At 41.6% G+C, this 21,066-nt stretch carries 18 protein-coding genes; 10 read left to right on the top strand and 8 right to left on the bottom strand.

Features of this window, described 5'->3' with window-relative positions; all coding sequences use genetic code 11:
- The first annotated feature begins 73 nt into the window (after positions 1-73).
- Positions 74-1,102 carry a ferrochelatase gene (hemH, locus tag U3A58_RS08445; RefSeq protein ID WP_323822977.1) on the top strand — a complete coding sequence of 343 codons (1,029 nt, stop codon included), beginning with the start codon at positions 74-76 and terminating at the stop codon, positions 1,100-1,102.
- A 162-nt stretch (positions 1,103-1,264) separates the two neighbouring features.
- Here hemH and vapC read toward each other — a convergent pair whose 3' ends face one another.
- Both vapC and U3A58_RS08435 read right to left on the bottom strand, forming a co-directional pair.
- Positions 1,265-1,657, bottom strand: a complete 393-nt coding sequence (gene vapC / locus U3A58_RS08440; protein WP_323822976.1) for a type II toxin-antitoxin system VapC family toxin — start codon at positions 1,655-1,657, stop codon at positions 1,265-1,267.
- Positions 1,654-1,848 carry a type II toxin-antitoxin system VapB family antitoxin gene (locus U3A58_RS08435; protein ID WP_146916524.1) on the bottom strand — a complete coding sequence of 65 codons (195 nt, stop codon included), beginning with the start codon at positions 1,846-1,848 and terminating at the stop codon, positions 1,654-1,656. The genes vapC and U3A58_RS08435 overlap by 4 nt, the downstream gene beginning before the upstream one ends.
- A 321-nt stretch (positions 1,849-2,169) precedes the next feature.
- On the opposite strand from U3A58_RS08435, the gene U3A58_RS08430 reads away from it, so the two are divergent.
- Both U3A58_RS08430 and U3A58_RS08425 read left to right on the top strand, forming a co-directional pair.
- On the top strand, positions 2,170-3,333 hold the full coding sequence (locus U3A58_RS08430; protein WP_323822975.1) for an AIR synthase related protein: 1,164 nt from the start codon (positions 2,170-2,172) through the stop codon (positions 3,331-3,333).
- Positions 3,334-3,338: 5 nt separating this feature from the next.
- A complete protein-coding gene (locus tag U3A58_RS08425) occupies positions 3,339-4,688 on the top strand; it encodes a neutral/alkaline non-lysosomal ceramidase N-terminal domain-containing protein (protein WP_323822974.1) in 1,350 nt (449 codons plus the stop codon).
- On the opposite strand, the gene U3A58_RS08420 is transcribed toward U3A58_RS08425, so the two are convergent.
- Complete coding sequence (locus U3A58_RS08420) at positions 4,669-5,283, bottom strand: class I SAM-dependent methyltransferase (protein WP_323822973.1); 615 nt, start codon at positions 5,281-5,283, stop codon at positions 4,669-4,671. The genes U3A58_RS08425 and U3A58_RS08420 overlap by 20 nt on opposite strands.
- Positions 5,284-5,468: 185 nt before the next feature.
- Between U3A58_RS08420 and U3A58_RS08415 the strand changes: the two genes are divergently transcribed.
- Positions 5,469-6,827 carry an acyl-CoA dehydrogenase family protein gene (locus U3A58_RS08415; RefSeq protein WP_323822972.1) on the top strand — a complete coding sequence of 453 codons (1,359 nt, stop codon included), beginning with the start codon at positions 5,469-5,471 and terminating at the stop codon, positions 6,825-6,827.
- Here U3A58_RS08415 and U3A58_RS08410 read toward each other — a convergent pair.
- Positions 6,824-7,663 carry a hypothetical protein gene (locus U3A58_RS08410; RefSeq protein WP_323822971.1) on the bottom strand — a complete coding sequence of 280 codons (840 nt, stop codon included), beginning with the start codon at positions 7,661-7,663 and terminating at the stop codon, positions 6,824-6,826. The two genes, U3A58_RS08415 and U3A58_RS08410, sit on opposite strands and share 4 nt — an antisense overlap.
- 262 nt (positions 7,664-7,925) lie before the next feature.
- Between U3A58_RS08410 and U3A58_RS08405 the strand changes: the two genes are divergently transcribed.
- The 6 genes from U3A58_RS08405 (at position 7,926) to U3A58_RS08380 (ending at position 15,494) form a co-directional block, all read left to right on the top strand.
- Complete coding sequence (locus tag U3A58_RS08405) at positions 7,926-8,564, top strand: GDSL-type esterase/lipase family protein (RefSeq protein WP_323822970.1); 639 nt, start codon at positions 7,926-7,928, stop codon at positions 8,562-8,564.
- Between the two features lie 261 nt (positions 8,565-8,825).
- Positions 8,826-8,978 carry a hypothetical protein gene (locus tag U3A58_RS08400; RefSeq protein ID WP_323822969.1) on the top strand — a complete coding sequence of 51 codons (153 nt, stop codon included), beginning with the start codon at positions 8,826-8,828 and terminating at the stop codon, positions 8,976-8,978.
- The gene (locus tag U3A58_RS08395; protein WP_323822968.1) at positions 8,975-10,105 is read left to right on the top strand and encodes an AAA family ATPase; all 1,131 of its coding nucleotides are present in this window, start codon (positions 8,975-8,977) and stop codon (positions 10,103-10,105) included. Before U3A58_RS08400 ends, U3A58_RS08395 begins: the two co-directional genes overlap by 4 nt.
- 326 nt (positions 10,106-10,431) lie before the next feature.
- Entirely contained in the window at positions 10,432-13,737 is a 3,306-nt protein-coding gene (locus U3A58_RS08390; RefSeq protein ID WP_323822967.1) for a type ISP restriction/modification enzyme, read from the top strand.
- Positions 13,738-13,790: 53 nt separating this feature from the next.
- Complete coding sequence (locus tag U3A58_RS08385; RefSeq protein ID WP_323822966.1) at positions 13,791-14,384, top strand: hypothetical protein; 594 nt, start codon at positions 13,791-13,793, stop codon at positions 14,382-14,384.
- Positions 14,385-14,594: 210 nt separating this feature from the next.
- Complete coding sequence (locus U3A58_RS08380) at positions 14,595-15,494, top strand: hypothetical protein (RefSeq protein ID WP_323822965.1); 900 nt, start codon at positions 14,595-14,597, stop codon at positions 15,492-15,494.
- 416 nt (positions 15,495-15,910) lie between these two features.
- On the opposite strand, the gene U3A58_RS08375 is transcribed toward U3A58_RS08380, so the two are convergent.
- The 4 genes from U3A58_RS08375 to atpA form a co-directional block, all read right to left on the bottom strand.
- Positions 15,911-16,477, bottom strand: a complete 567-nt coding sequence (locus tag U3A58_RS08375; protein WP_323822964.1) for a hypothetical protein — start codon at positions 16,475-16,477, stop codon at positions 15,911-15,913.
- A gap of 734 nt (positions 16,478-17,211) precedes the next feature.
- Positions 17,212-17,961: a serine hydrolase domain-containing protein gene (locus U3A58_RS08370; RefSeq protein ID WP_323822963.1), complete on the bottom strand. Its 750-nt coding sequence runs from the start codon at positions 17,959-17,961 to the stop codon at positions 17,212-17,214.
- A 582-nt stretch (positions 17,962-18,543) separates the two neighbouring features.
- Complete coding sequence (atpG, locus tag U3A58_RS08365) at positions 18,544-19,416, bottom strand: ATP synthase F1 subunit gamma (protein WP_323822962.1); 873 nt, start codon at positions 19,414-19,416, stop codon at positions 18,544-18,546.
- Between the two features lie 63 nt (positions 19,417-19,479).
- Positions 19,480-21,057 carry a F0F1 ATP synthase subunit alpha gene (gene atpA, locus U3A58_RS08360; RefSeq protein ID WP_323822961.1) on the bottom strand — a complete coding sequence of 526 codons (1,578 nt, stop codon included), beginning with the start codon at positions 21,055-21,057 and terminating at the stop codon, positions 19,480-19,482.
- Positions 21,058-21,066 lie beyond the last annotated feature (9 nt).

Here is a 21,066-nt window from a genome sequence, read left to right as displayed (position 1 = left end):
ATCAATTGGCGAATTCTAACAATCGGACGTATTTTTGGGTTCTCATTCAAATATTCTCTCAATAAGAGCACACATGACTAAAACCGGAAAAACCGGCGTTTTGCTGGTGAACCTGGGAACTCCAGACAGTACCGCTACCGGCGACGTAAGAAAATACCTTCGCGAATTTCTAATGGATGCACGTGTGATCGATATCCCATTTATCTCAAGGTGGATGCTGATCAACCTCATTATAGCACCTTTTCGAGCACCCAAATCAGCTCACGAATACCGCAAACTTTGGACAGATAGAGGCTCTCCCTTACTTTTTCATACAGAGGATCTTAGAGACCGATTGATAGAAAAACTTGATTCTAAGCAGTACAAAGTGGCTATAGCGATGCGCTATCAAACGCCTTCCATAGAAGCTGGATTGCAGGAATTGCGAAAAGCACATGTCACCAAAATCATCGTACTTCCACTCTTTCCGCAATATGCTTCTGCCTCCACAGGCTCCGTACAGGACAAAGTGATGGAAATTGCCAGAGGCTGGCAAATCATTCCTGACATTTCATTTATCAGTAATTTCATAGAGCAACCTCTATTTCTAGAGGCTTGGGCGGAGCGAGGAAGAGCAATGCTGGAAGGAAAAGAATACGATAAAATCCTCTTCTCTTACCACGGACTTCCTGAGCGACACATACTCAAAGGTTCCGTGGATGGCTATTGCCAGCTTGGTGCTTGCTGTAATAAATATGGCGCAAAAAACCATTATTGCTATCGTGCTCAATGCTTCAAAACGACTCGATTGATAGCCGAGAAACTAGGAATCCCAGAAGAAAAAACTGTGAATTGCTTTCAATCCAGATTAGGTAAAGATCCTTGGGTGAAGCCCTATACGGATGATGTAATTGATGAGTTGAATAAGCAAGGAGTGAAGAAAGTCTTGGCATTCTCCCCGGCTTTTGTGGCTGATTGCCTTGAAACTACCGTGGAAGTAGCCGGAGAATACAGAGACAAATTCCTCGAAGGGGGCGGTGAAGAATGGGACTTGGTTCCTAGCTTGAATTCTGAAAATACCTGGGTGGAATGCGTGAAAGAGATGGTACTGGAACATTCTTGAGTTACTACTCAGGAAATGCTTTAACTGCAGTAAAAGCAGTGATTTCGCGATGATTTAATTTGACCGTTCGTGAAAATCCATTTCCACTTTATAATTAAAAAACAGAATAAGTCGATGGCTGGAAAGTCTTCGGCTTTTTTTGTGACACTTTCAGGAATTCATTTAAATCACAGACTTCAACCCCAAATGAATCACAATTGGATCAAAGTCTTTATCACTGTGAAGAAGATACACTTCATTTTTGATGCAAAACGTAGCTATAACAACATCAATTGTTTTGCGGATCGTGATTCCTTTTTTCCTTAAAAACCTGAAATTCTGAGCTGATGCAACTGCTAATTCTTTTCCACCAAGGCTAAAAAAGTGTAAATCCTCGAAAAAACTTAGAGCATCTGAAAAGCTCTTGTCTGAATTAAAACCTTGAAGAACTTCAGTCATTATCAAATCACCTGTGCAGACTATTTCCTGACCAAGTGCTTCATGCAAAAAATCAGTTTGCAAATTCTTCCTTCCATTAAAATAATCTATCCAAACAGAAGAATCTACCAGAATCATGAATCTGTCCTCATTTTTTCCAAATCACCTTCCCATTTTAATTTACCTCGATATTCTTTAATCCGCTTTTGTTTTTTCAAGGTTAGAATCAATCTCAAACCCTCCTCTACTGTAGCTTTCTTTGTAGTCAATCCAGAAGCTTTCATTGCTTCCTCCATTAGGTTTTCATCAATTTCAATATTCGTCCTCATGATGTGTATAGTTTTACACAATATACACATTTTACAATTTCACAAAAACACCATACATATTTCTTCCGACAAACCAACTCTAAATTGGAAATCAGGTTTCTCACCATATTCCTAATGAAGATTACAATAATTTAGGACTAAGTGATGAGGGCTGTCCGACGCTAGGCGGATTTGAACCACGTTAAGTGTGCTTGCTCTAAGTAATCATCCAAACATTTAATCTGTGCTCTTTTTGCGAACTTTGTGGTTATTGATTTCACCACCGCCAACTTTACACCTCTTATTCATCCATTTTGCGGAGAACCTATTAACTTTGCCTTCATGAACGAGCGATACATGCAGCGCGGAGTTTCCGCCTCCAAAGAAGATGTGCATCAGGCCATTTCAAAACTTGATAAGGGTCTATATCCTAAGGCATTTTGTAAGATCGTGGAAGACACACTTGGAAACGATCCTGACTTCTGCAATATCATGCATGCTGATGGGGCCGGAACCAAATCTTCCTTGGCATATTCCTACTGGAGAGAGACTGGCGATGTGAGCGTGTGGAAAGGTATCGCCCAAGATGCGATCATCATGAACACCGATGATTTGCTTTGTGTGGGTGCTATCAACAATATCCTCGTTTCCTCTACGATTGGCCGAAATAAAAACCTAATTCCTGGAGAAGTGATTTCCGCGATCATCGAAGGCACCGAAGAGGTTCTTCAAATGCTTCGTGACAATGGTGTCAACGCTGTTCTCACCGGTGGAGAAACCGCCGATGTGGGAGACTTAGTTCGTACGATCATCGTGGATAGCACGGTTACCTGCAGAATGCGTCGTGATGAAGTAATCTCCAATGACCAGATTCAAGGCGGTGATGTGATCGTAGGTTTGGCTTCTTTTGGTCAGGCAAAATATGAAACAGCATACAACGGTGGCATGGGAAGTAACGGACTTACTTCTGCCCGTCACGATGTGTTCAACAAAGTATTGAAAACAAAATACCCTGAGAGCTTTGATTCGGCAGTTCCAGAAGATCTGGTTTACTCAGGAAAATATAATCTAACAGACCCTGCTCCAGGAGCTCCTGTGAATATTGGCAAGCTAGTCCTTTCACCGACCAGAACTTATGCGCCTATTATGGTGGATGTGTTGAATTACATGAGACCTAGAATCCATGGTTTGGTGCATTGTAGCGGTGGAGCGCAGACAAAGGTGCTTCACTTTGTGGACGATGTGCATGTGATCAAAGACAATCTTTTTGAGACTCCTCCCCTTTTCCAAATCATCCAAGAAGAAAGTGGAACGGACTGGAAAGAGATGTACAAAGTCTTCAACATGGGCCACAGAATGGAAGTCTATCTTGACGAGCGCTACGCGGAGGAGATCATCGACATCGCAGAATCTTATGGTGTAGAAGCACAGATCATAGGTCGGGTAGAGCCTTACCAAGGCAAAAAAGTAACAATCAACAGCCCGCACGGTACTTTTGAATACTAAGCAGAATGAGCGCTAAGAGCATCTTTTTAAAAACAACGAAAGTCCTATGTTGGACTTTCGTTGTTTTGGTGGCAATTGCCTTGATCGTATTAACCAAAGTAGATCGCTCACCGATTCAGGATCAGGATTTTTATACGGAAACTTTCGAGAGATTAGATCAAACTACTCTTTCAAATTCTCAGAGTGACACTTGGATAGCTGGCTGGTCTAGCGTCAACATGACACCAGCTGAACCCGCAGCTCTGGTTGGCTATGCACCTAGAGGAAAATATGAGTTTGTGCAAGACAGTAGCTATGTCAAAGCATTGGCTCTTTCCAATGGAAAAACCCGGATTGCCTGGCTCAATTATGAATTGCTGATCGTACACCCTTCTCTTGCGGAGCAACTACAGGCAGCAATAAAAGAAGCAAAACTGCCAGTGGATCAGGTGATTTTTACTGCTACGCATACGCACTCTGGAATGGGCGGCTACATGCCTGGTCTGATGGGAGAAATTGCTTTTGGCGGATACGACCAGAGCATAGTGGACTTGATGGTTACTAGCAGTATTTCTGCTTTAGAAAATGCCATTGCTACCCAAGACACTGTTTCTATTATCTATCGCAAATCTGATGCAGGGGATTTGGTTGCCAATAGATTTGTCAAAGACGGTCCTACAGATCCTTATGTCCGCCAACTTATTTTCACCAAAAAGTCTGGCAAAAAAGCCACTTTCCTTACCTACTCGGCCCATGCTACCACGATGAGAACCAAGTTTATGGGACTATCTGGGGACTATCCTTATTACTTGACAAGGGACTTGGAAGCTGGCGAGTTTGAATTTGCCATGTATGCTGCTGGCACTGTAGGAAGCCAGAGGCCATTAAGACCAGGAAACACACCAGAAATGGTCGAGTTGTATGCTCATAAACTGGATTCGACTTTGAATCTTCGGATGACTTATCTTGATTCAGTTAAAAATCACCGGATCAGAACAGGCTACTTGCCGATTTCATTGCGAGCTCCGCAACTTAGGATTACAGATAACATTCGACTACGTCCCTGGCTGTTCAATTACTTGCTTGGCGAGACCAATGCTCATCTTGACATTACCCAAATAGGCAACACACTGATGATCGCATCAAGCGGAGAACTGTCAGGAGTGTTTTATGAAAAGTGGGAGAGATTGGCGCAAAGCAAAGGTTTAAATCTCATAATCACTACGTTTAATGGTGGTTACATTGGCTATATCACACCTGATGAGCTGTATGATGAAAACTTCCACGAAGTCCGGGAAATGAACTGGTATGGGCCCGGAAACGGAAAATACTTTAACGAGATGATTATGACAATTATTAATAAGTCAACGCCTTAGTTTTTACCCATAACTGAGCTTTTACCCAGCCTTCAAGGAATTCCTTTTCCGAATTTTTCTTCCAATCCTCTCCAAACAAAATCTCCTCATAATCAGGAATAGTTGCCCGCTTATGCTTCGTGACTATCCTAAAGAAGGTAATCATGCTCCTATTCAAAAATCTTTGATAGCTGTTTTTGGGAGCAAAAAAATCAGCTAGGTAAATCTTCCCTTCTGGCTTAACACTTTTTCTAATTTCACCCAAAAGACTGACGATCTCCTCATCCTGCATTGTATCCAGCACAAAATGAAGCCAGACTTCATCAAATACCTTTCTCTTTTCGGCTTGGAAAAAGTCCAAATTAAAGTTCAAACTGCTTTTTGCCAGATTTACTTTAGCCTTGCTGAGCATCGCTTGGGAGATTTCCCAGTATTCACCTGATAGCTGAGCTTGGAATTGTTGGTAGTCAAGACCATCCCCACCACCGATAATTAAGATTCTTTTTCTCGATAGATTTTCTGCAAAACTGGTTTTTGCCAGCATCAATTGCTCGCCAAAAACCAGTTTGGTCAGGAGATTGTAAAATGGAGCGAGGAAACTGTAATGATCTTTCACTAGTTTAAAGGAATGTAATAATATGGTAACCAGCAATTATGCCGGTGGCCTTATTTCTTTGCTGACCTGGTTGGAAGACCGAAGACGGGTGACCGATGTAGCGCCAATTTAAGTGTTTACCACATGTTAAGACCTTTTTAACCTTAACTGATACTGATTTAGAATAAACTCCAAAATAACCTAAAATGAAAAATGTTTTTAAAACCCTAGGTGGATTACGCAAACTTTTGTCAAGCGTCGATCTGGACCAAATCTCGAAACTTTCACAAAAAGTAGATATATCTAAAATGGTTGGCTTGGTCTCACAAATGAGCGAAGAAGATCTATCAAAAATGATGGGAATGATGAAAGGTGGCAGCAAACCTAAGACCATCCCTCCCATCAATGGAGACTTTTACGAGTTGGGCCAAACCCTACAGCCCCATGAGCGGGAAATCCAACTGCGGGTTCGGGAATTTATGGAGAGGGAAATTAAGCCCATCGCCAATGACTATTGGAATCGAGGGGAATTTCCCATGCAGATCATTCCGAAAATGGCCGAATTGGACATCGCCGGACTCACCTATCAGGGCTACGGCTGCCCGGGTCACTCTGCTTTGCTGGAAGGATTTATAGCTATGGAAATGGCAAGAGTAGATACGTCAATCTCTACATTTTTCGGGGTGCAAAGTGGGCTGGCAATGGGATCAATTTATCTATGCGGATCAGAGGCGCAAAAAAAGGAATGGTTGCCAGCTATGCAAAAACTCGAAAAAATCGGTGCATTTGGCTTGACGGAACCTGAAGTGGGATCTGGCGTAGCAGGAGGATTGACCACCACCTGCAAGCGAGAAGGCGATGCCTGGGTTCTCAATGGGCAGAAAAAATGGATAGGAAATGCCACCTTCTCAGACATGACGATCATCTGGGCGCGAGACTTGGAAGATCAGCAGGTCAAGGGATTTATCGTAAGAAAAGGCAATCCGGGATTTCTCGCAGAAAAACTAGAAGATAAGATGGCGCTGCGAACGGTGCAGAATGCTTTGATCACGCTGACGAATTGTGAAGTCCCAGAGACAGATCGACTTCAGGAAGCCAATTCTTTTAAGGATACTGCAAAAGTACTTCGCATGACTCGTGCGGGAGTAGCTTGGCAAGCAGTGGGTTGTTCACGTGGGGCGTATGAATTGGCTTTGGCTTATACCAATGAGCGCAAGCAATTCGGAAGACCAATTGCATCTTTCCAGCTTGTTCAGGATCTTTTGGTCACTATGCTCGGTGATTTGACAGCCATGCAAACGATGGTTTTCCGCCTTTCGGAAATGCAGGATGCTGATATTCTAAAAGACGAGCACGCCTCTTTGGCTAAGGTGTTCTGCACACTGAGAATGCGCTCAATTGTAGATCATTCCCGGGAGCTCTTTGGAGGAAATGGCATTCTGCTGCGTCATGACATTGCGAGATTTGTGGCTGATGCCGAGGCAGTTTATAGCTATGAAGGCACCAAGGAAATCAACTCTCTGATCGTAGGTCGTGCGATTACAGGACATAGTGCTTTTGTCTAAAGCAAAACCAAAATCGCTGGCAGCAGAAATGCAACTTCCATCCGCATTCTGATTTGTTCTGGATTTAAGCCTGAACTGAAAAAGCTCAGATAATGTAAAAACAACATAATCACTAATAAACTCGGGAAGATTCTGTACAAAGAATTCACCAGTAGTAATCCCAGTAAAGCAACGAGAATTAATCCGATTGCCAATTGGCGAATTCTAGGATTGAGTTTCTCCTGAGGGATAATAGTGGCGATGGACGAAAACCCTGCTTCGCTGTCCGATTCGGTATCCAAACTGGAAAGCATGATTAAATTCAAATAGGCCAAGCCCATATATAAAATGGTCAGGCCAAAAGCTGTCCAAGTATAGTCGATTTCAGGCGTTTCGTACCAAGGCAGCCATGCAATCCCCACCACGTAGAATACCGCTGAGCTGAGTTCTTTCAGGCGAACCTGCTTTGTTGCCAATTTTCTGACCCCAAGCATAATTGCCAAAATCAATACCCCAAGTCCAGCTCCAACATACAACTCCTGGGAAAACCCAAAGAATTGTACTGCCCAAACCAATCCCAAACATCCTACTATCCCAAGAGTGACTAGCAAGGGTTTTTGATAAATCAGGTGAAAATGATGCCTGTCTTTTCCATGATCTGGATCCAACTTTCTGGCGTCCATCAAATGGTCTGCGGTATAAATACACCAAACAGCCATCCCCAATAAGACATACTCCTGCCAGTCCTGCTCAACTTGCAGTACTCGCGCAAAAAAAAGCATTCCCGCCATAGCGCCGAGAACTACATCAAGAGAAAGCCAGGTAATGCGCTGATAGATTTTAAAAAGAAACTGCATGGATTAAAGATAGCTGGAATAGGCAAAAGCGCCTAGTTAGCATTAGAATGAGGGTTAATATTGTTCACTCTTCATACTAGTCTTCTTTTCGATAATTAAATGTTCCTATAAAGAATAAGGAAAAGTCCTTAATTTCGGCTACTTCGGTCATCCGTCATCGGTCTTCCAGCCTATCAAACAAAGAGATTAAGGTATCTGGCAACATTTCGGAGTATCACGGAGGTATTTTACCAATCAATCTCAACCCCAAAAACCTAAACACATGCAAAAATTTAATTCACTTTTAGTAGCACTTTTCGCTTTGGCAACGGTCTCTTTTGCGCAAGCTCCCATCAAAGTAGCCTGTGTAGGCAACAGCATTACGCAAGGCCCAGGCAGAGACAATCCTGACAGTTACCCACTTCAGATGCAGGCAATTTTGGGCGATGCATACGAAGTACTCAATTTCGGTGTCAGCGGTAGAACTTTATTACGCAAGGGAGACTACCCATATTGGAACGAGCCACAGTTTCAACAAGTGAAAGACTTTCAGGCGGATATTCTAGTGATCATGCTGGGAACGAATGACTCCAAGCCGCAGAACTGGCAATACGCTTCAGAATTCAAACAGGATTACCTGGATATGATCGCTGAGTTCAAGAAGACTATGCCAGCAGATGGAAAAGTCTATGTGATTTTACCTGTTCCGGTGACTCGGGTAAATTTTGGAATTACGCCTGATGTAATGAACAACGAACAGCGCTTGATGCTAATCAATATCGCGAAGCAAAGCGGATCGGAGCTATTGGATCTTTATACCCCATTTATGGGTCATGAAGACCTCCTTCCTGACGGAGTACATCCTAATACTGAAGGATTGGGAATTATGGCGAAGGTGGTGGCGAGGGCGATTAGGTTGTAGGAGAACTCGTCATTGCGAGCAGAGCGAAGCAATCTCTTTATAGAGCACACAACCCCTTCTAGGAGTAGAATGAGCGTTGACCGAAGCGGAGTTTGCAACTCCGCTTTTCTGTCTTTTGGAATTTGTAATTCCATTTGTAAGAAGTTCAACCCGTCCTGGGTTGCCATTTCTATCTTCAATCCTCTTTTACCCTACCTCCGATAATTTACTTTTTATAAATTACTTTTAGTAAATTACCTTTGGTGAATTAGATGCAGCACCATGAAATCTAGCTTGACGAGTATGGCACAAACTGGGATGATTATCTATGATGCGAGATTCTCCCGATCCGCCGCGGCGGCCGGGACAGGCTATCCCGTTTCCTTCGTCACGGGAAAGGTTATGACCATTGAAAAACAAATTATAATCACATGAAATTAAAAACCCCAAATAATCCCTTTCCAACTAGTGGCTACTATGGCCCTCAATACTTTTGCGATAGGGAAGAGGAAAGTAAGCACATCACTAAGCTTCTTCAAAACGGAAATTCCTGTCTCCTGATAGGCAATCGTCGGCTCGGAAAAACTGCGTTAATCTTTCACATTCGACATTTAATCCCTAAGACCACAGCTTTTGTTTACCTCGACATTCTTGCTACGGAAAATGAACAGCAATTTCTAGATGTACTAGGTTCAGCGCTACTACAAGCCTTTCCTGAGAAAAGTACATTAGGAAAGAAAGTTTGGGAATTTGTCAAAACATTACGCCCCCTTATCAGCTTCGATCCACTTAGTGGTATTCCTAATGTCTCTTTTCAGCTAGAAAAAGTAGAAAATCCCGTCACAGATATTTTTCTGTTCTTAGAAAATCTCAACCAACCTATCATCGTAGCAATTGATGAGTTTCAACAAATCAGATTCTACCCAGAACAAAACACGGATGCTTGGCTTAGAGCCACAATGCAACAGCTTCAAAATGTCCAATTCCTGTTTTCAGGAAGTAGACAATCCCTGCTTTCCGAACTTTTCTCAGATCCCAAGCGACCTTTTTTCAAAAGTGTAAGTCCATTCAAACTTGAAAAAATCAATCAAAATGACTATCGGGATTTTATAATTAAAATTTTTGCAAGTCACGGAAAACAACTTTCAGAAGAATTGGCAGAGGAACTATTAGAATGGACCAAATGCCATACTTATTATGTGCAGCACCTTTGCAATAGAATTTTCCAGGTGCCTGAAAAAAAATTAAGCCGAGCAGATTGGCAGGGCTGTGCCCAAAATATCCTGAAAGAACAAGAGGTGTTTTTTTTCCACTATCGTTCCTTGCTGAGCCCCCAACAATGGAAACTATTGGTTGCTATAGCCAAGGCTGGAATCGTCTATTCCCCTACCTCCAAGGATTTTATTGCCAAGAACAACTTAGGAAGTTCCGCTACAGTCTTCAAATCCATAGACTCTCTCCTAGACAAAGAAATGATCTACAAGGAATATAATCAGGAAGGAAATCCATTCTATCAAGTCTATGATGTGTTTTTTGAAAGATGGATTCAGGGGGGATCTTAAAAATTTAAACTTGTAAACTATATTAAAATTCTCAATTGGATGAGGAAAGGAAACAATGGTTTAAATCATAGGTAAATGGCTAAATCTTTGAATTGCTCTTCATTAACGCGAGTTTAGGACTTTATTACGCAAGGACGATTAGGTTGTAGGAGAACTCGTCATTGCGAGCAGAGCGAAGCAATCTCTTTATAGAGCACACAACCCTCTAGTTTTTAGTGATCTGGAGGCTTTTTTTTCGAGAATATATCTTTCAAAGTATAAAAACTACTTTTCGTTTTCAGGGTAAATGATATCTTTAGGAAGTTGTTTTTCACCAACTCTTTTCCATGACTGTTTCCGAATACTTACAGAGTATCAACACCCGCTATAAATTAGGCCACGCCACCGAGCATACATTTCGCGGTGATCTACAAAACCTGATTGAATCGCTCGTTCCTAACATCTCCGCTACCAACGAACCCAAGCGCCAAGCCTGTGGAGCACCGGATTACATTCTGACGAATAAAAAAGAAATCCCCGTCGGCTACATCGAGGCCAAAGACATTGGAGATACGGATTTGCAAGGGCTGAAAAAGAACGGCAACAAAGAGCAATTTGACCGATACAAGGCTTCCCTGGACAATCTGATCTTTACCGATTACCTAAGCTTTTACTATTACAAAAACGGTGAACTCGTTACCTCCATTTGTATCGGCGTGGTGGATCATGGCAAGGTCCTTCCGCTTCCGCATAATTTCCCGGCATTCGAACTCCTCATTACCGAGTTTACCACGCACATCGGCCAATCCATCAAAAGCCCCAAAAAACTTGCTGAGATGATGGCTGGCAAAGCGCGACTTCTCGCCAACGTGATTCAAGCCGCACTCGAAAGCGACGAAATCAATCAGGACAATTCCACCTTGCAGGAGCAAATGTTCGCCTTCAAGGAAATCCTCATTCACGACATTACGCCCAAGCAGTTTTCAGATGTCTATGCGCAGACCATAGCCTACGGGATGTTTGCGGCGCGACTTTATGATACTTCCTTGGATACCTTCAGCCGACAGGAAGCGGCCGAATTGATCCCCAAGTCCAATCCTTTCCTGCGAAAGCTCTTCCAATACATTGCCGGCTATGACCTCGACGCGCGGATCACCTGGATCGTGGATGCGCTGGCGGACATCTTCCGTGCGGCGGATGTGCAGGCGATCCTCAAGAACTTCGGCAAGGCCACCAAAATGGAAGATCCCATCATCCACTTTTACGAGGACTTCCTGACCCAATACGATCCCAAGCTTCGCAAGCAGCGCGGAGTCTGGTACACGCCGCATCCCGTGGTGAACTTTATCATCCGGGCCGTGGATGAGATCTTGCAGACCGAGTTTGGCTTGCCTATGGGCTTGGCCGATACCTCCAAAACCAAGATCAAAATCCCCATTCCCACGCACGACAAGCGTTTCGCGGGAGGCATGCGGGAAGTCGAACAGGAAGTGCATCGGGTGCAATTCCTCGATCCGGCCACAGGCACGGGCACCTTTGTGGCGGAGGCGATCTCGCAGATCTATGACAAGATGAAAGGACAGCAAGGACTCTGGAACAGCTATGTAGAAAATCACCTGCTTCCCCGCATCAACGGCTTCGAACTCCTGATGGCTTCCTATGCCATGGCACATCTGAAACTTGACTTACTGCTGAAGCAAACAGGCTACACCGGAACCAAAAACCAGAGATTCCGCATCTACCTGACCAATTCCCTGGAGGAATACCACAAGGATACCGGAACCCTCTTTGCCAACTGGCTATCGGCAGAAGCTTCCGAAGCCAATCAGATCAAACGCGATGCGCCTGTGATGATTGTAGCTGGAAATCCGCCTTATTCGGTAAGTAGTACCAATAAAGGAGAGTGGATTCAAAATATGATTGCGGATTATAAAAAAAATCTAAATGAGCGAAAGATTAATCTTGACGATGATTATATTAAATTCATTCGATATGGTCAGCATTATATCGATAAAAATGGTAGTGGAATATTAGCCTACATTTCAAATAATAGTTTCATTGACGGTATTACTCATCGGCAGATGAGAAAATCACTTTTAAAAACCTTTGATAAAATTTATATTATTGATCTGCATGGTAGTGCAAAGAAGAATGAAAAAGCTTTAGATGGAGGCAAAGATGAAAACGTTTTTGATATCCAGCAGGGTGTTAGTATTAATATTTTCATTAAAAAATTTCAGAGTTCCAAAAATGATCTTGCTTCAGTCCACCATCTTGATGTCTATGGTGATAGGGAATTAAAGTATAATTTATTAGCAACATCAGAAATAAAAAATTTAGACTTTTCAAAAGTTGAATATACAAATCCTTACTACTTTTTTGTCCCTAAGAATTTTGAATTTGCTGAGGTTTATGAAAGTGGATTTCGAGTTGATGATTTATTAAAGATTTATTCTAATGGTATTGAAACTAAGTGCGACTCATTGTCAATTAAATTTAAAGAAGAGGATCTTACTCGTGTTATTAATAATTTTGCCACTTTATCTGTAAATGAATTAAAATTATTATATAATAATAGGAAAGAATCGAGTGGTTGGAATTTTTTAAGTGCAAAAGAAACTTTTGTAAATGATAAAATTCATAGATTAAAGATTAATTATCGTCCATTCGACTTAAGGTATTCTTTTTTAACGGAAAGTTCTGGTGGATTCATTGGCAGGTCAAGATTTGAAGTAATGAAGAATTTTTTACAACCTAACATTGGAATTCAAATTTGTAAACAACAAAGCACTTTTGATTTTCAACATGTCTTAGTATCATCGAATGTTGTTGACAGAAATTCTATTTCTATACAAACTAAAGAATCAACATATTTTTTCCCTCTTTACCTCTATCCCGAATCTTCCGGTCAGTTAAGTTTGGGTTCGGCCGAAACCCGCACGCCCAATCTGAATATGGAAATCGTGGATCAGATTGCGAAGGGTTTGGGATTGACTTTTGTGCCTGAGAAAAGAGATGGCTTCGTGCCTCGCCATGACGAAACTGGAGAGTTTGCGCCGATAGATTTGTTGGATTACATCTATGCCGTGCTCCATTCCCCGACTTATCGGGAGACGTACAAGGAGTTTTTGAAGATTGACTTCCCAAGAGTACTCTATCCAAGTGATGCGGATACCTTTTGGAAGTTGGTGGCCTTAGGCGGAGAACTCCGACAGCTTCACCTGATGGAAAGCCCCACACTCTCTCAGTTCATCACCCAATACCCCGCAGCCGGAGAGAATGAGGTGGAGAAACCTCGCTTCGCCATTGCGCCTGCCCGCAGTGGCGGGAGCGACGAATCCGCGTCATCGCGAGGGAGGAACGACCGAAGCGATCTTACTGATGAGACTGCTTCTCCGCCGCGGCGGCTCGCAGTGACGGGCCGTGTCTATATCAACGCCGAGCAATACTTCGACTCCGTCCCGGAAGTCGCCTGGAACTTCTACATCGGAGGCTACCAGCCCGCCCAAAAATGGCTCAAAGACCGCAAAGGCCGAGTCCTCGATTTCGAAGACATCATGCATTATCAAAGAATCATTAAAGCCTTGACCGAGACGGATCGGGTGATGGGGGAGATTGATGGGGTGGGGGTTATGGAAGGGGGTGAGGGGTGAAATCAAAAAGCTTATTATTTATAAAAGAGATTTTTAAATTTCACTTTAAAAAAGTGATGCCTAAAAAGTGGCACATTAAAAAATTTATTGAATACAATAACAATTCAATAAATATAATGATGGTTGAAACTGAAGGGTTTTGTGAGGCTGTGGAAAAAGCTGAATCAAAATTTGGAAAGCATGAAGAAGCTGAAAAAATTTCAACTATATTTGGTTTTATAAATTTAACATTAATAGATATTCTCACCTTATGGAATATGTTTATGTTAGCTAAAAATGATAATGAAAAAAAATTAATTTCTAAAACTGCATGCCACCACATGTATGAATTTATAAAAGATGGAGAAAAAATATTTGGAGTTGAATTAAAAACATATAATCAAATATTTAAAAATGCTGATATTGAAAATGAAATTAATGAACTTAGAAGATTATTTAACTCTGTTAAGAAAAGGAATGAAACTTTTTTAAAAGAAGTTAGACACAATGTTTCAGGTCATAAAGATAGAAATATTCGGAAGCAATTTGCAGTTATTAAATCAATTGACATTGAAAAATTTGATGTAATTTTCTTCGATTTTATGTGCATTGTTATGCCTTACACTGATCTTAAGAAAAAAATAAAATATCGAAAAAGACCTATCTGATTAGAGCAAGTATACCTTTCTAGGTGTATAAGTATGTTTGTCCAAATGTAGTTACTACACCTTTTTATTTTTCAGAATTCATAATTCCATACCCCAAAAGTTTAACCCACTTCGGGGTTCTGGTTTTACATTCTTGATATCTTTCCCCAAATTAGAAGGATATATTTAATGATTTACTGAGAATTAATAGGGAAATTTAGCAAAAAGCCTATGACAACTAGAGTCAATTTTCTTTTGATTTTTGGATTAATGCTGATTTTGGTATTCCATACCAAAGAAACCAAAGCGCAAATCGAGGGAAGTAAACTAAATGAAGAACTAAGTAAAATTGAAGGAAGGGTAACTGTATACTATCCTGATTTATTTGAAAGTGAAGCCTCCGAAATACAAAAACTAATTGAATTAGCTATTGAATATTACAATCATCATCTTAAAATAAATATCCCAATATCCGTTTTTCTTTTAGGCCCTGAAGAATTTGAAAAATATTCCAAAGAACGATGGGGTAGCGAGGCACCCTATAATACCTTTTTACCTTTTGTAGTACCAGGAACACCTGCATCAATGTACCTCCCTTTAAATGCTGGTAGTGCATTAGATTTTTTTACTTTAAAGGCGATTGAGGGAAGTCCATCTATAATTCCGATAGGATCAACCTCTCAAGAAATGTCGCAACGGTTTACTACATTAGTTGGACTTCACGAATTGGGCCACCAATACATGAGGGAGTTGAAAATTACTCAACCTGTCCATTGGTTTCAAGAAATGATGGCAAATTTCATCGCTGACGCTTTTTTACTAGAGGCTTCTCCCGCTGATGCAAAATTATGGATATCGCTAATGGAAGCTTATGAAAATAATCTTATTCCAACAAATAAAACATTCAGTGGAATACATAAAGGAGGTCAAGAAAATTATGTTTGGTGGCAAGGTAATACAGCTTTATTAGCTCGGGAATTGTATAACATCCATGGACTTGATTTTATTCAAAAAATGCAAGACTTCAATAATGAAAAGATCTTTCAAGAAGATGATCCCAATTTTATCATTGCACTTGATGTCATTTCACCTGGTTTTAAACAATGGGCATTGAAGTATGATCATTTTTAAGCAATAGACTAGGCGTAGACTATTGTCTTTCTGCTTTGAGGTTCCGGTGAGGCTAAGCATAGATTGCAACTCCGCTTTTCTGTCTTTTGGAATTAGTAATTCCATTTCATGCAAGTTCAACACCCTTCGGGGTTGTTCACCTCATTCCTATGTTCTTTTTTCCCTAGGTTTCACCTAGGGCTATTCAGAGGTTCGACCACTTCGTGGTCATTCTGCTTCCATCAAATGGACGACCATTAAACGACCCCTGATAAGGGGTCAAACTTCTCAATAGCCGCGGGTGAAACCCGTGGATCACAAAATAACGTGACCATCCCCACGACCTTGGAGCTGTGCACATAAAAAAACCAAAAAAATACTGCACCCATTTCTGGATGCAGTTTCTAAGTTGACCTACTTATCGAAATCGAATTTTTTTAGTTACAACCCTTGGATTGAAGTTTCACTTTATTGTTAGCAGAGAAGAAAGATGTAAAGCCATACCATTTCATTGACAAGCCACCATCACGGTGATACTTCGCTGTTTCGGGATCTACCGGATATCGAATATCACTTGTTTCATTGATATCTGATCCGTTGGCGATAACCGTCCAAACGGCATACAGTCCCAGGTAAGTAGGATCCGATCCTTTGGTGATAATTCCTGTAATTCGAGCAGTCTTGCAATCCCGTTCAAACACGATACTTTCAATATCTCCCTGAGCATCAGAGACGGGTTTTCCCTCAATATCGAAATTATAAACTTCAAATGTGCCTTCGACCACTTTGTCCTTGATTTTGGCATAGTAGGAATGAACTTCAGTGGAACTTTTCCATATTAATAAGCCATTAAAATCCAAAGAAACATTTGTTGCTGAAACAGTTCCTTCACCTTCAATCCAGGGAATGGGTTCCGAAAACTTATCTTCAAGACAACTCGAAGTCGCGCTAATTAAAATGATAAAGAAAACGAATCGCCAACTATTTAATATTAATTTTTTCATAATAAAAATGATTTATCTAGTTCAAGAGTATAAAATTTTGTGATTGAAAGTATGTTCTATTATTGATATGTAATTTTTTTTCAAATTATTTTTTTTTAATGAGACCAGTCTTTTGGATAGAAACTGAAATATTAAAAACAAGACTCTATGTAACTATTAAGTTTTTATAAGCATGATTTTCTAATTATCTAAAAATTAAATAGATTAGAAACAATAATCAGACTTTAAATTTCAAATATGCATTAAAATTCATTTAAATGGCGAAAATCAAGTTTTAAACTCAATTTTATTCAGTTAAATATAGGGGTTAAATTTTCCCGAAACGGGTATATTAAATAGATTATTGAGGTAAAATTTCTCCAAAAAAATTATCGTTAAATCACGTCGAAATTTTCTAAATAAAAAAATAATTGAATGTTTAAACTGTGTCAACAGAATCAAATTCTTAAGATCAAAACTTAAGTTTTTATAATCTTACGTTTTTAAGCAAACATATTTTTCCAGCTAATTCTTTGTGTCTGTATACCGAACAGACAAATACGACTAGCAAGTATTTCTCAACAATAAATGGAATCATTTCCACTATGCAGTCTTTGACTGGCAAGCAACTCTTCCTGAGGATAGCAAAGCGTAGCAGGGAATCAGGACAAAAGTCCGAATCCATTGGGATAAGATGCAGGTCCAAGCCCTCCTGCATCGGGCAGGTCTGAAGACTTTAAACCATTATCATTGGATCACTTCTTCAAACTCTCCAGGACTAATCTCACCAACTCAGCCTTATCACCATTTGGAATCCAACGTGCGACGATAACCAAGTCATTTTCCTGATCCACGTAGATCATATTCGTTCCTGCACCGATATGCATAAAAGAGGTTTTTGGTGCAGCAGGAGCCAACTTTAGATCGTGATTTAGAAAGTAATTCATAAATCCATAATCCAGCTGCGCGGGGGTAGGTGTTCGGGATTTTTCGATCCAGGAGGCAGGAATCAACTGTTCTCCGTTCCAGTTTCCATTTCTCAAGGTCAAATAGCCGAATCTTGCCTGATCCCAAGCCGACAGCATCATACCGCCGCCCCAGTGCGAACCACCGCTGATGGATTGCATGATTTGACCGTCAAGGATGACAAAAGAGTTTTCATATCCCGTCCATCTCCATGTATCGGAAGCGCCGATTGGATCCATGATTTTATCTTTTAGGATCACAGGAAGAGGCTTTCTCCAGACATTCATAAGTGCCAAAGCCAAGACATTGACTCGAGTGTCGTTGTATTCGTAGGCGGTTCCAGGAGCAAATCGAGGACGTGTTCTCCATTCTTTGGCTGTTCCGCTTGGTCGATCCGCCCAGTCAGGCTTTCCCCAAAGGCTTCCTTCCCAATCCGAAGTTTGACGAAGGAGATCGTCCCAGCGAATCTTTCGATTATGCTCGGTATCAAAAAGCTCAAAAACGTCCTCTTCATACAAATGATCTGATTTATTCATCATAGTCCGAATTGGATCATAAGGGTAGATCGGCCCCACCTAGGAGTAGAATCTTGCCCTAAGCGTACCCCTCTAAGCGTAGACTGTATCTACGCTTTTTTATTTTTCGGAATTTGTAATTCCATTCTCCAAAAAAGTTCAACCCTTTCAGGGTTGTGGTTTTCGACTTGATATCCATTCCCCCGGTTGCACCGGGGGTTATTGAAAAGTTCGATCCTTTCAGGATCGTTATCTCTTTTCACCAATCTTTTCTGATCCCAACTTTCAATCACTTCCAAATTCCCGACCCCGAATGGGGTCAAACTTCTCAATACTTGTGCGCCGTGGCGTAGCCGCGGGTGAAACCCGTGGATAACGAACCAACGACACAATTCCCACGACCCCGAAGCGACAGTCCCGATGAGCGTAGCGATATCGGGAGGTGTCGAACTCGTCAAGATTTAACCTCCTGATCCAGCCTCTGCAGAAGCAGGATAACATTGAAATGAACTGTGACCTTCGAGCTTTCTTCGCGTGCTTTACGGTTGAAAAGATAAAAACCACAACCCTTGCGAGCTGTGGTTTTGGAAAGTAGGTCTATCGTAATTAGTTATCCTCAAGTGCATTGGCACCGGAGACAATTTCTAGAATCTCATTGGTAATAGCTGCCTGTCTAGTTCTATTGTACATCAATCTTAGCTCTTTCAGCAATTCACCGGCATTTTCTGTGGCCTTATCCATCGCTGTCATTCTAGCGCCATGCTCTGAAGCGTTACTTTCTAGTATAGCCTTGTAGAATTGGATCTTCAATGAAGTAGGAACCAACTCTTCGATAATGTACTTTCTGGATGGCTCCAAAAGGTAATCTGTATCAGGAGTTTTCTCTTCAGTGGAATCTTCCTTAGCCATTGGCAGGAATTGCTCCACCTGAACTTCTTGAGTAGCGACGTTTTTGAATTCGTTGAAGACCAGTACAACCTGATCGTATTCTCCTGCAATAAATGAGTTCATCGCATATTCTGCTGCATTTTTCACATTCTCAAACGTAAGATCCTGGAATATCTGATAATAATCAGAAACCATAGCTAAATCACGCTTTTTGAATGCTTCAAATGACTTTTTCCCAATAGGAAGAATCGTGATATCTTTCCCTGCAAACCGCCGGGCTACAGCAAGATTTACTGCTTTGATAATATTTGAATTGAAAGCACCACAAAGTCCTTTGTCCGAAGTCACAGGAATGATCAAGACGTTTGTCACTTCTCGCTTTTGAGCAAAAACAATATCTGCAGCTCCGTGAGAAGATGCTGATACGTTGTTCAGGATTTGGGTCAACTTCTGAGAGTAAGGACGCATCTGTACGATTTTGTCCTGAGCTCTTCTAAGTTTGGCGGCGGACACCATTTTCATGGCCTTAGTAATCTGCTGGGTAGAGACTACTGAGGTTATCCGTTCCTTTACTTCCTTTAGGTTAGCCATCTTGCTTGCGTGGTGCTAGGGTATAAATAACCGGAAGGCTGTCGCCCCCGGAAATCAAATCGATTATTTTGCGAATTTTGGAGCTAATTCTGCAGCTGCCTTGGATAGAATTTTCCCGGCTCCATCCACGTCACCTTTCAGGATCAAATCAAGAGCTTCAGGATAAGATGTATCCAAAAGTGTGTAGAATTCCTTCTCAAATGCTCTGGCTTTTTCCACAGGAACTGTATCCATCAATCCTTTGGTAGATGCATAGATGATAGCTACCTGATGTGCCACAGGTACTGGAGAGTACTGCGCTTGTTTTAGGATCTCTTGGTTTCTTCTACCTCTCTCGATAGTACGCTTAGTAGTGGCATCTAGATCAGAACCAAACTTAGAGAATGCTTCCAATTCACGGAAGGCTGCCTGATCCAATTTCAAGGTACCGGCAATTTTCTTCATTGCTTTGATCTGTGCGTTACCACCAACTCTAGATACTGAGATACCTACGTTAATCGCAGGACGGATACCAGAGTTGAACAAGTTAGTCTCCAGGAAAATCTGACCGTCGGTAATAGAAATTACGTTAGTCGGGATGTAGGCAGAAACGTCACCAGCTTGAGTTTCGATAATTGGAAGTGCGGTCAATGACCCACCACCTTTTACCAAATGCCTGATAGATTCAGGCAGATCGTTCATTGCCTGAGCGATTTTATCAGACTTATTGATTTTCGCTGCTCTTTCAAGCAATCTTGAGTGAAGGTAGAAAACATCACCAGGATAAGCTTCACGTCCCGGAGGTCTTCTCAATAGTAGGGAAACTTCACGGTAAGCTACTGCTTGCTTAGAAAGATCATCATAGACAACCAAGGCTGGACGACCTGTATCCCGGAAGAATTCACCGATGGAAGCACCAGTGAATGGCGCAAAGAACTGCATAGGAGCTGGCTCAGATGCCGGAGCCGCAACTACTACTGTATAAGGAAGTGCACCGCCTTTTTCTAAAGCTGCTACTACACCAGCAACGGTAGATGCTTTCTGACCGATCGCAACATAGATACAGAAAACTGGCTCACCTTTATCGTAAAATTCTTTTTGGTTCAAAATAGCATCGATAACTACGGCTGTCTTACCAGTCTGACGGTCACCAATTACCAATTCTCTTTGTCCTCTACCGATTGGAATCATCGCATCGATAGATTTGATACCTGTCTGAAGAGGCTCAGTTACTGGCTGACGATAGATTACACCTGGAGCTTTACGCTCCAAAGGCATTTCGTACAAGTCACCGGTGATAGGGCCTTTTCCGTCAATAGGATTACCCAGGGTATCTACTACACGGCCAAGCATTCCTTCACCTACTTGAAGTGAAGCAATTCTCTTCGTTCTCTTTACAGTATCCCCTTCTTTCACTCCTTTGGAGTCGCCGAAAAGTACAGCTCCTACATTGTCTTCCTCTAGGTTAAGTACCATTGCTTTCAGACCATTGTCGAATTCGAGCAATTCACCGGACTGCGCCTTAGAAAGTCCATAGATACGAGCTACACCATCCCCCACTTGAAGGACTGTACCCACTTCTTCGAGTTCAGCTTCGGTTCTTGCTCCAGAGAGTTGCTCCCTTAAAATTGCCGAAACTTCATCAGGTCTTACTTCTGCCATGATATATTA

Origin of the sequence: Algoriphagus persicinus (assembly GCF_035156415.1) — a bacterium.
Lineage (GTDB): Bacteria > Bacteroidota > Bacteroidia > Cytophagales > Cyclobacteriaceae > Algoriphagus > Algoriphagus persicinus.
This window is presented reverse-complemented; position numbering and strand designations above follow the sequence as displayed.

Bases quoted from the DNA above. Each gene is read 5' to 3' on its own strand.
- atpA (WP_323822961.1), bottom strand. From the start codon at position 21,057: ATGGCAGAAGTAAGACCTGATGAAGTTTCGGCAATTTTAAGGGAGCAA.
- hemH (WP_323822977.1), top strand. From the start codon at position 74: ATGACTAAAACCGGAAAAACCGGCGTTTTGCTGGTGAACCTGGGAACT.
- vapC (WP_323822976.1), bottom strand. From the start codon at position 1,657: ATGATTCTGGTAGATTCTTCTGTTTGGATAGATTATTTTAATGGAAGG.
- U3A58_RS08435 (WP_146916524.1), bottom strand. From the start codon at position 1,848: ATGAGGACGAATATTGAAATTGATGAAAACCTAATGGAGGAAGCAATG.
- U3A58_RS08380 (WP_323822965.1), top strand. From the start codon at position 14,595: ATGACAACTAGAGTCAATTTTCTTTTGATTTTTGGATTAATGCTGATT.
- U3A58_RS08370 (WP_323822963.1), bottom strand. From the start codon at position 17,961: ATGATGAATAAATCAGATCATTTGTATGAAGAGGACGTTTTTGAGCTT.
- atpG (WP_323822962.1), bottom strand. From the start codon at position 19,416: ATGGCTAACCTAAAGGAAGTAAAGGAACGGATAACCTCAGTAGTCTCT.
- U3A58_RS08395 (WP_323822968.1), top strand. From the start codon at position 8,975: ATGAAATTAAAAACCCCAAATAATCCCTTTCCAACTAGTGGCTACTAT.
- U3A58_RS08430 (WP_323822975.1), top strand. From the start codon at position 2,170: ATGAACGAGCGATACATGCAGCGCGGAGTTTCCGCCTCCAAAGAAGAT.
- U3A58_RS08415 (WP_323822972.1), top strand. From the start codon at position 5,469: ATGAAAAATGTTTTTAAAACCCTAGGTGGATTACGCAAACTTTTGTCA.
- U3A58_RS08400 (WP_323822969.1), top strand. From the start codon at position 8,826: ATGAAATCTAGCTTGACGAGTATGGCACAAACTGGGATGATTATCTAT.
- U3A58_RS08375 (WP_323822964.1), bottom strand. From the start codon at position 16,477: ATGAAAAAATTAATATTAAATAGTTGGCGATTCGTTTTCTTTATCATT.
- U3A58_RS08405 (WP_323822970.1), top strand. From the start codon at position 7,926: ATGCAAAAATTTAATTCACTTTTAGTAGCACTTTTCGCTTTGGCAACG.
- U3A58_RS08425 (WP_323822974.1), top strand. From the start codon at position 3,339: ATGAGCGCTAAGAGCATCTTTTTAAAAACAACGAAAGTCCTATGTTGG.
- U3A58_RS08390 (WP_323822967.1), top strand. From the start codon at position 10,432: ATGACTGTTTCCGAATACTTACAGAGTATCAACACCCGCTATAAATTA.
- U3A58_RS08410 (WP_323822971.1), bottom strand. From the start codon at position 7,663: ATGCAGTTTCTTTTTAAAATCTATCAGCGCATTACCTGGCTTTCTCTT.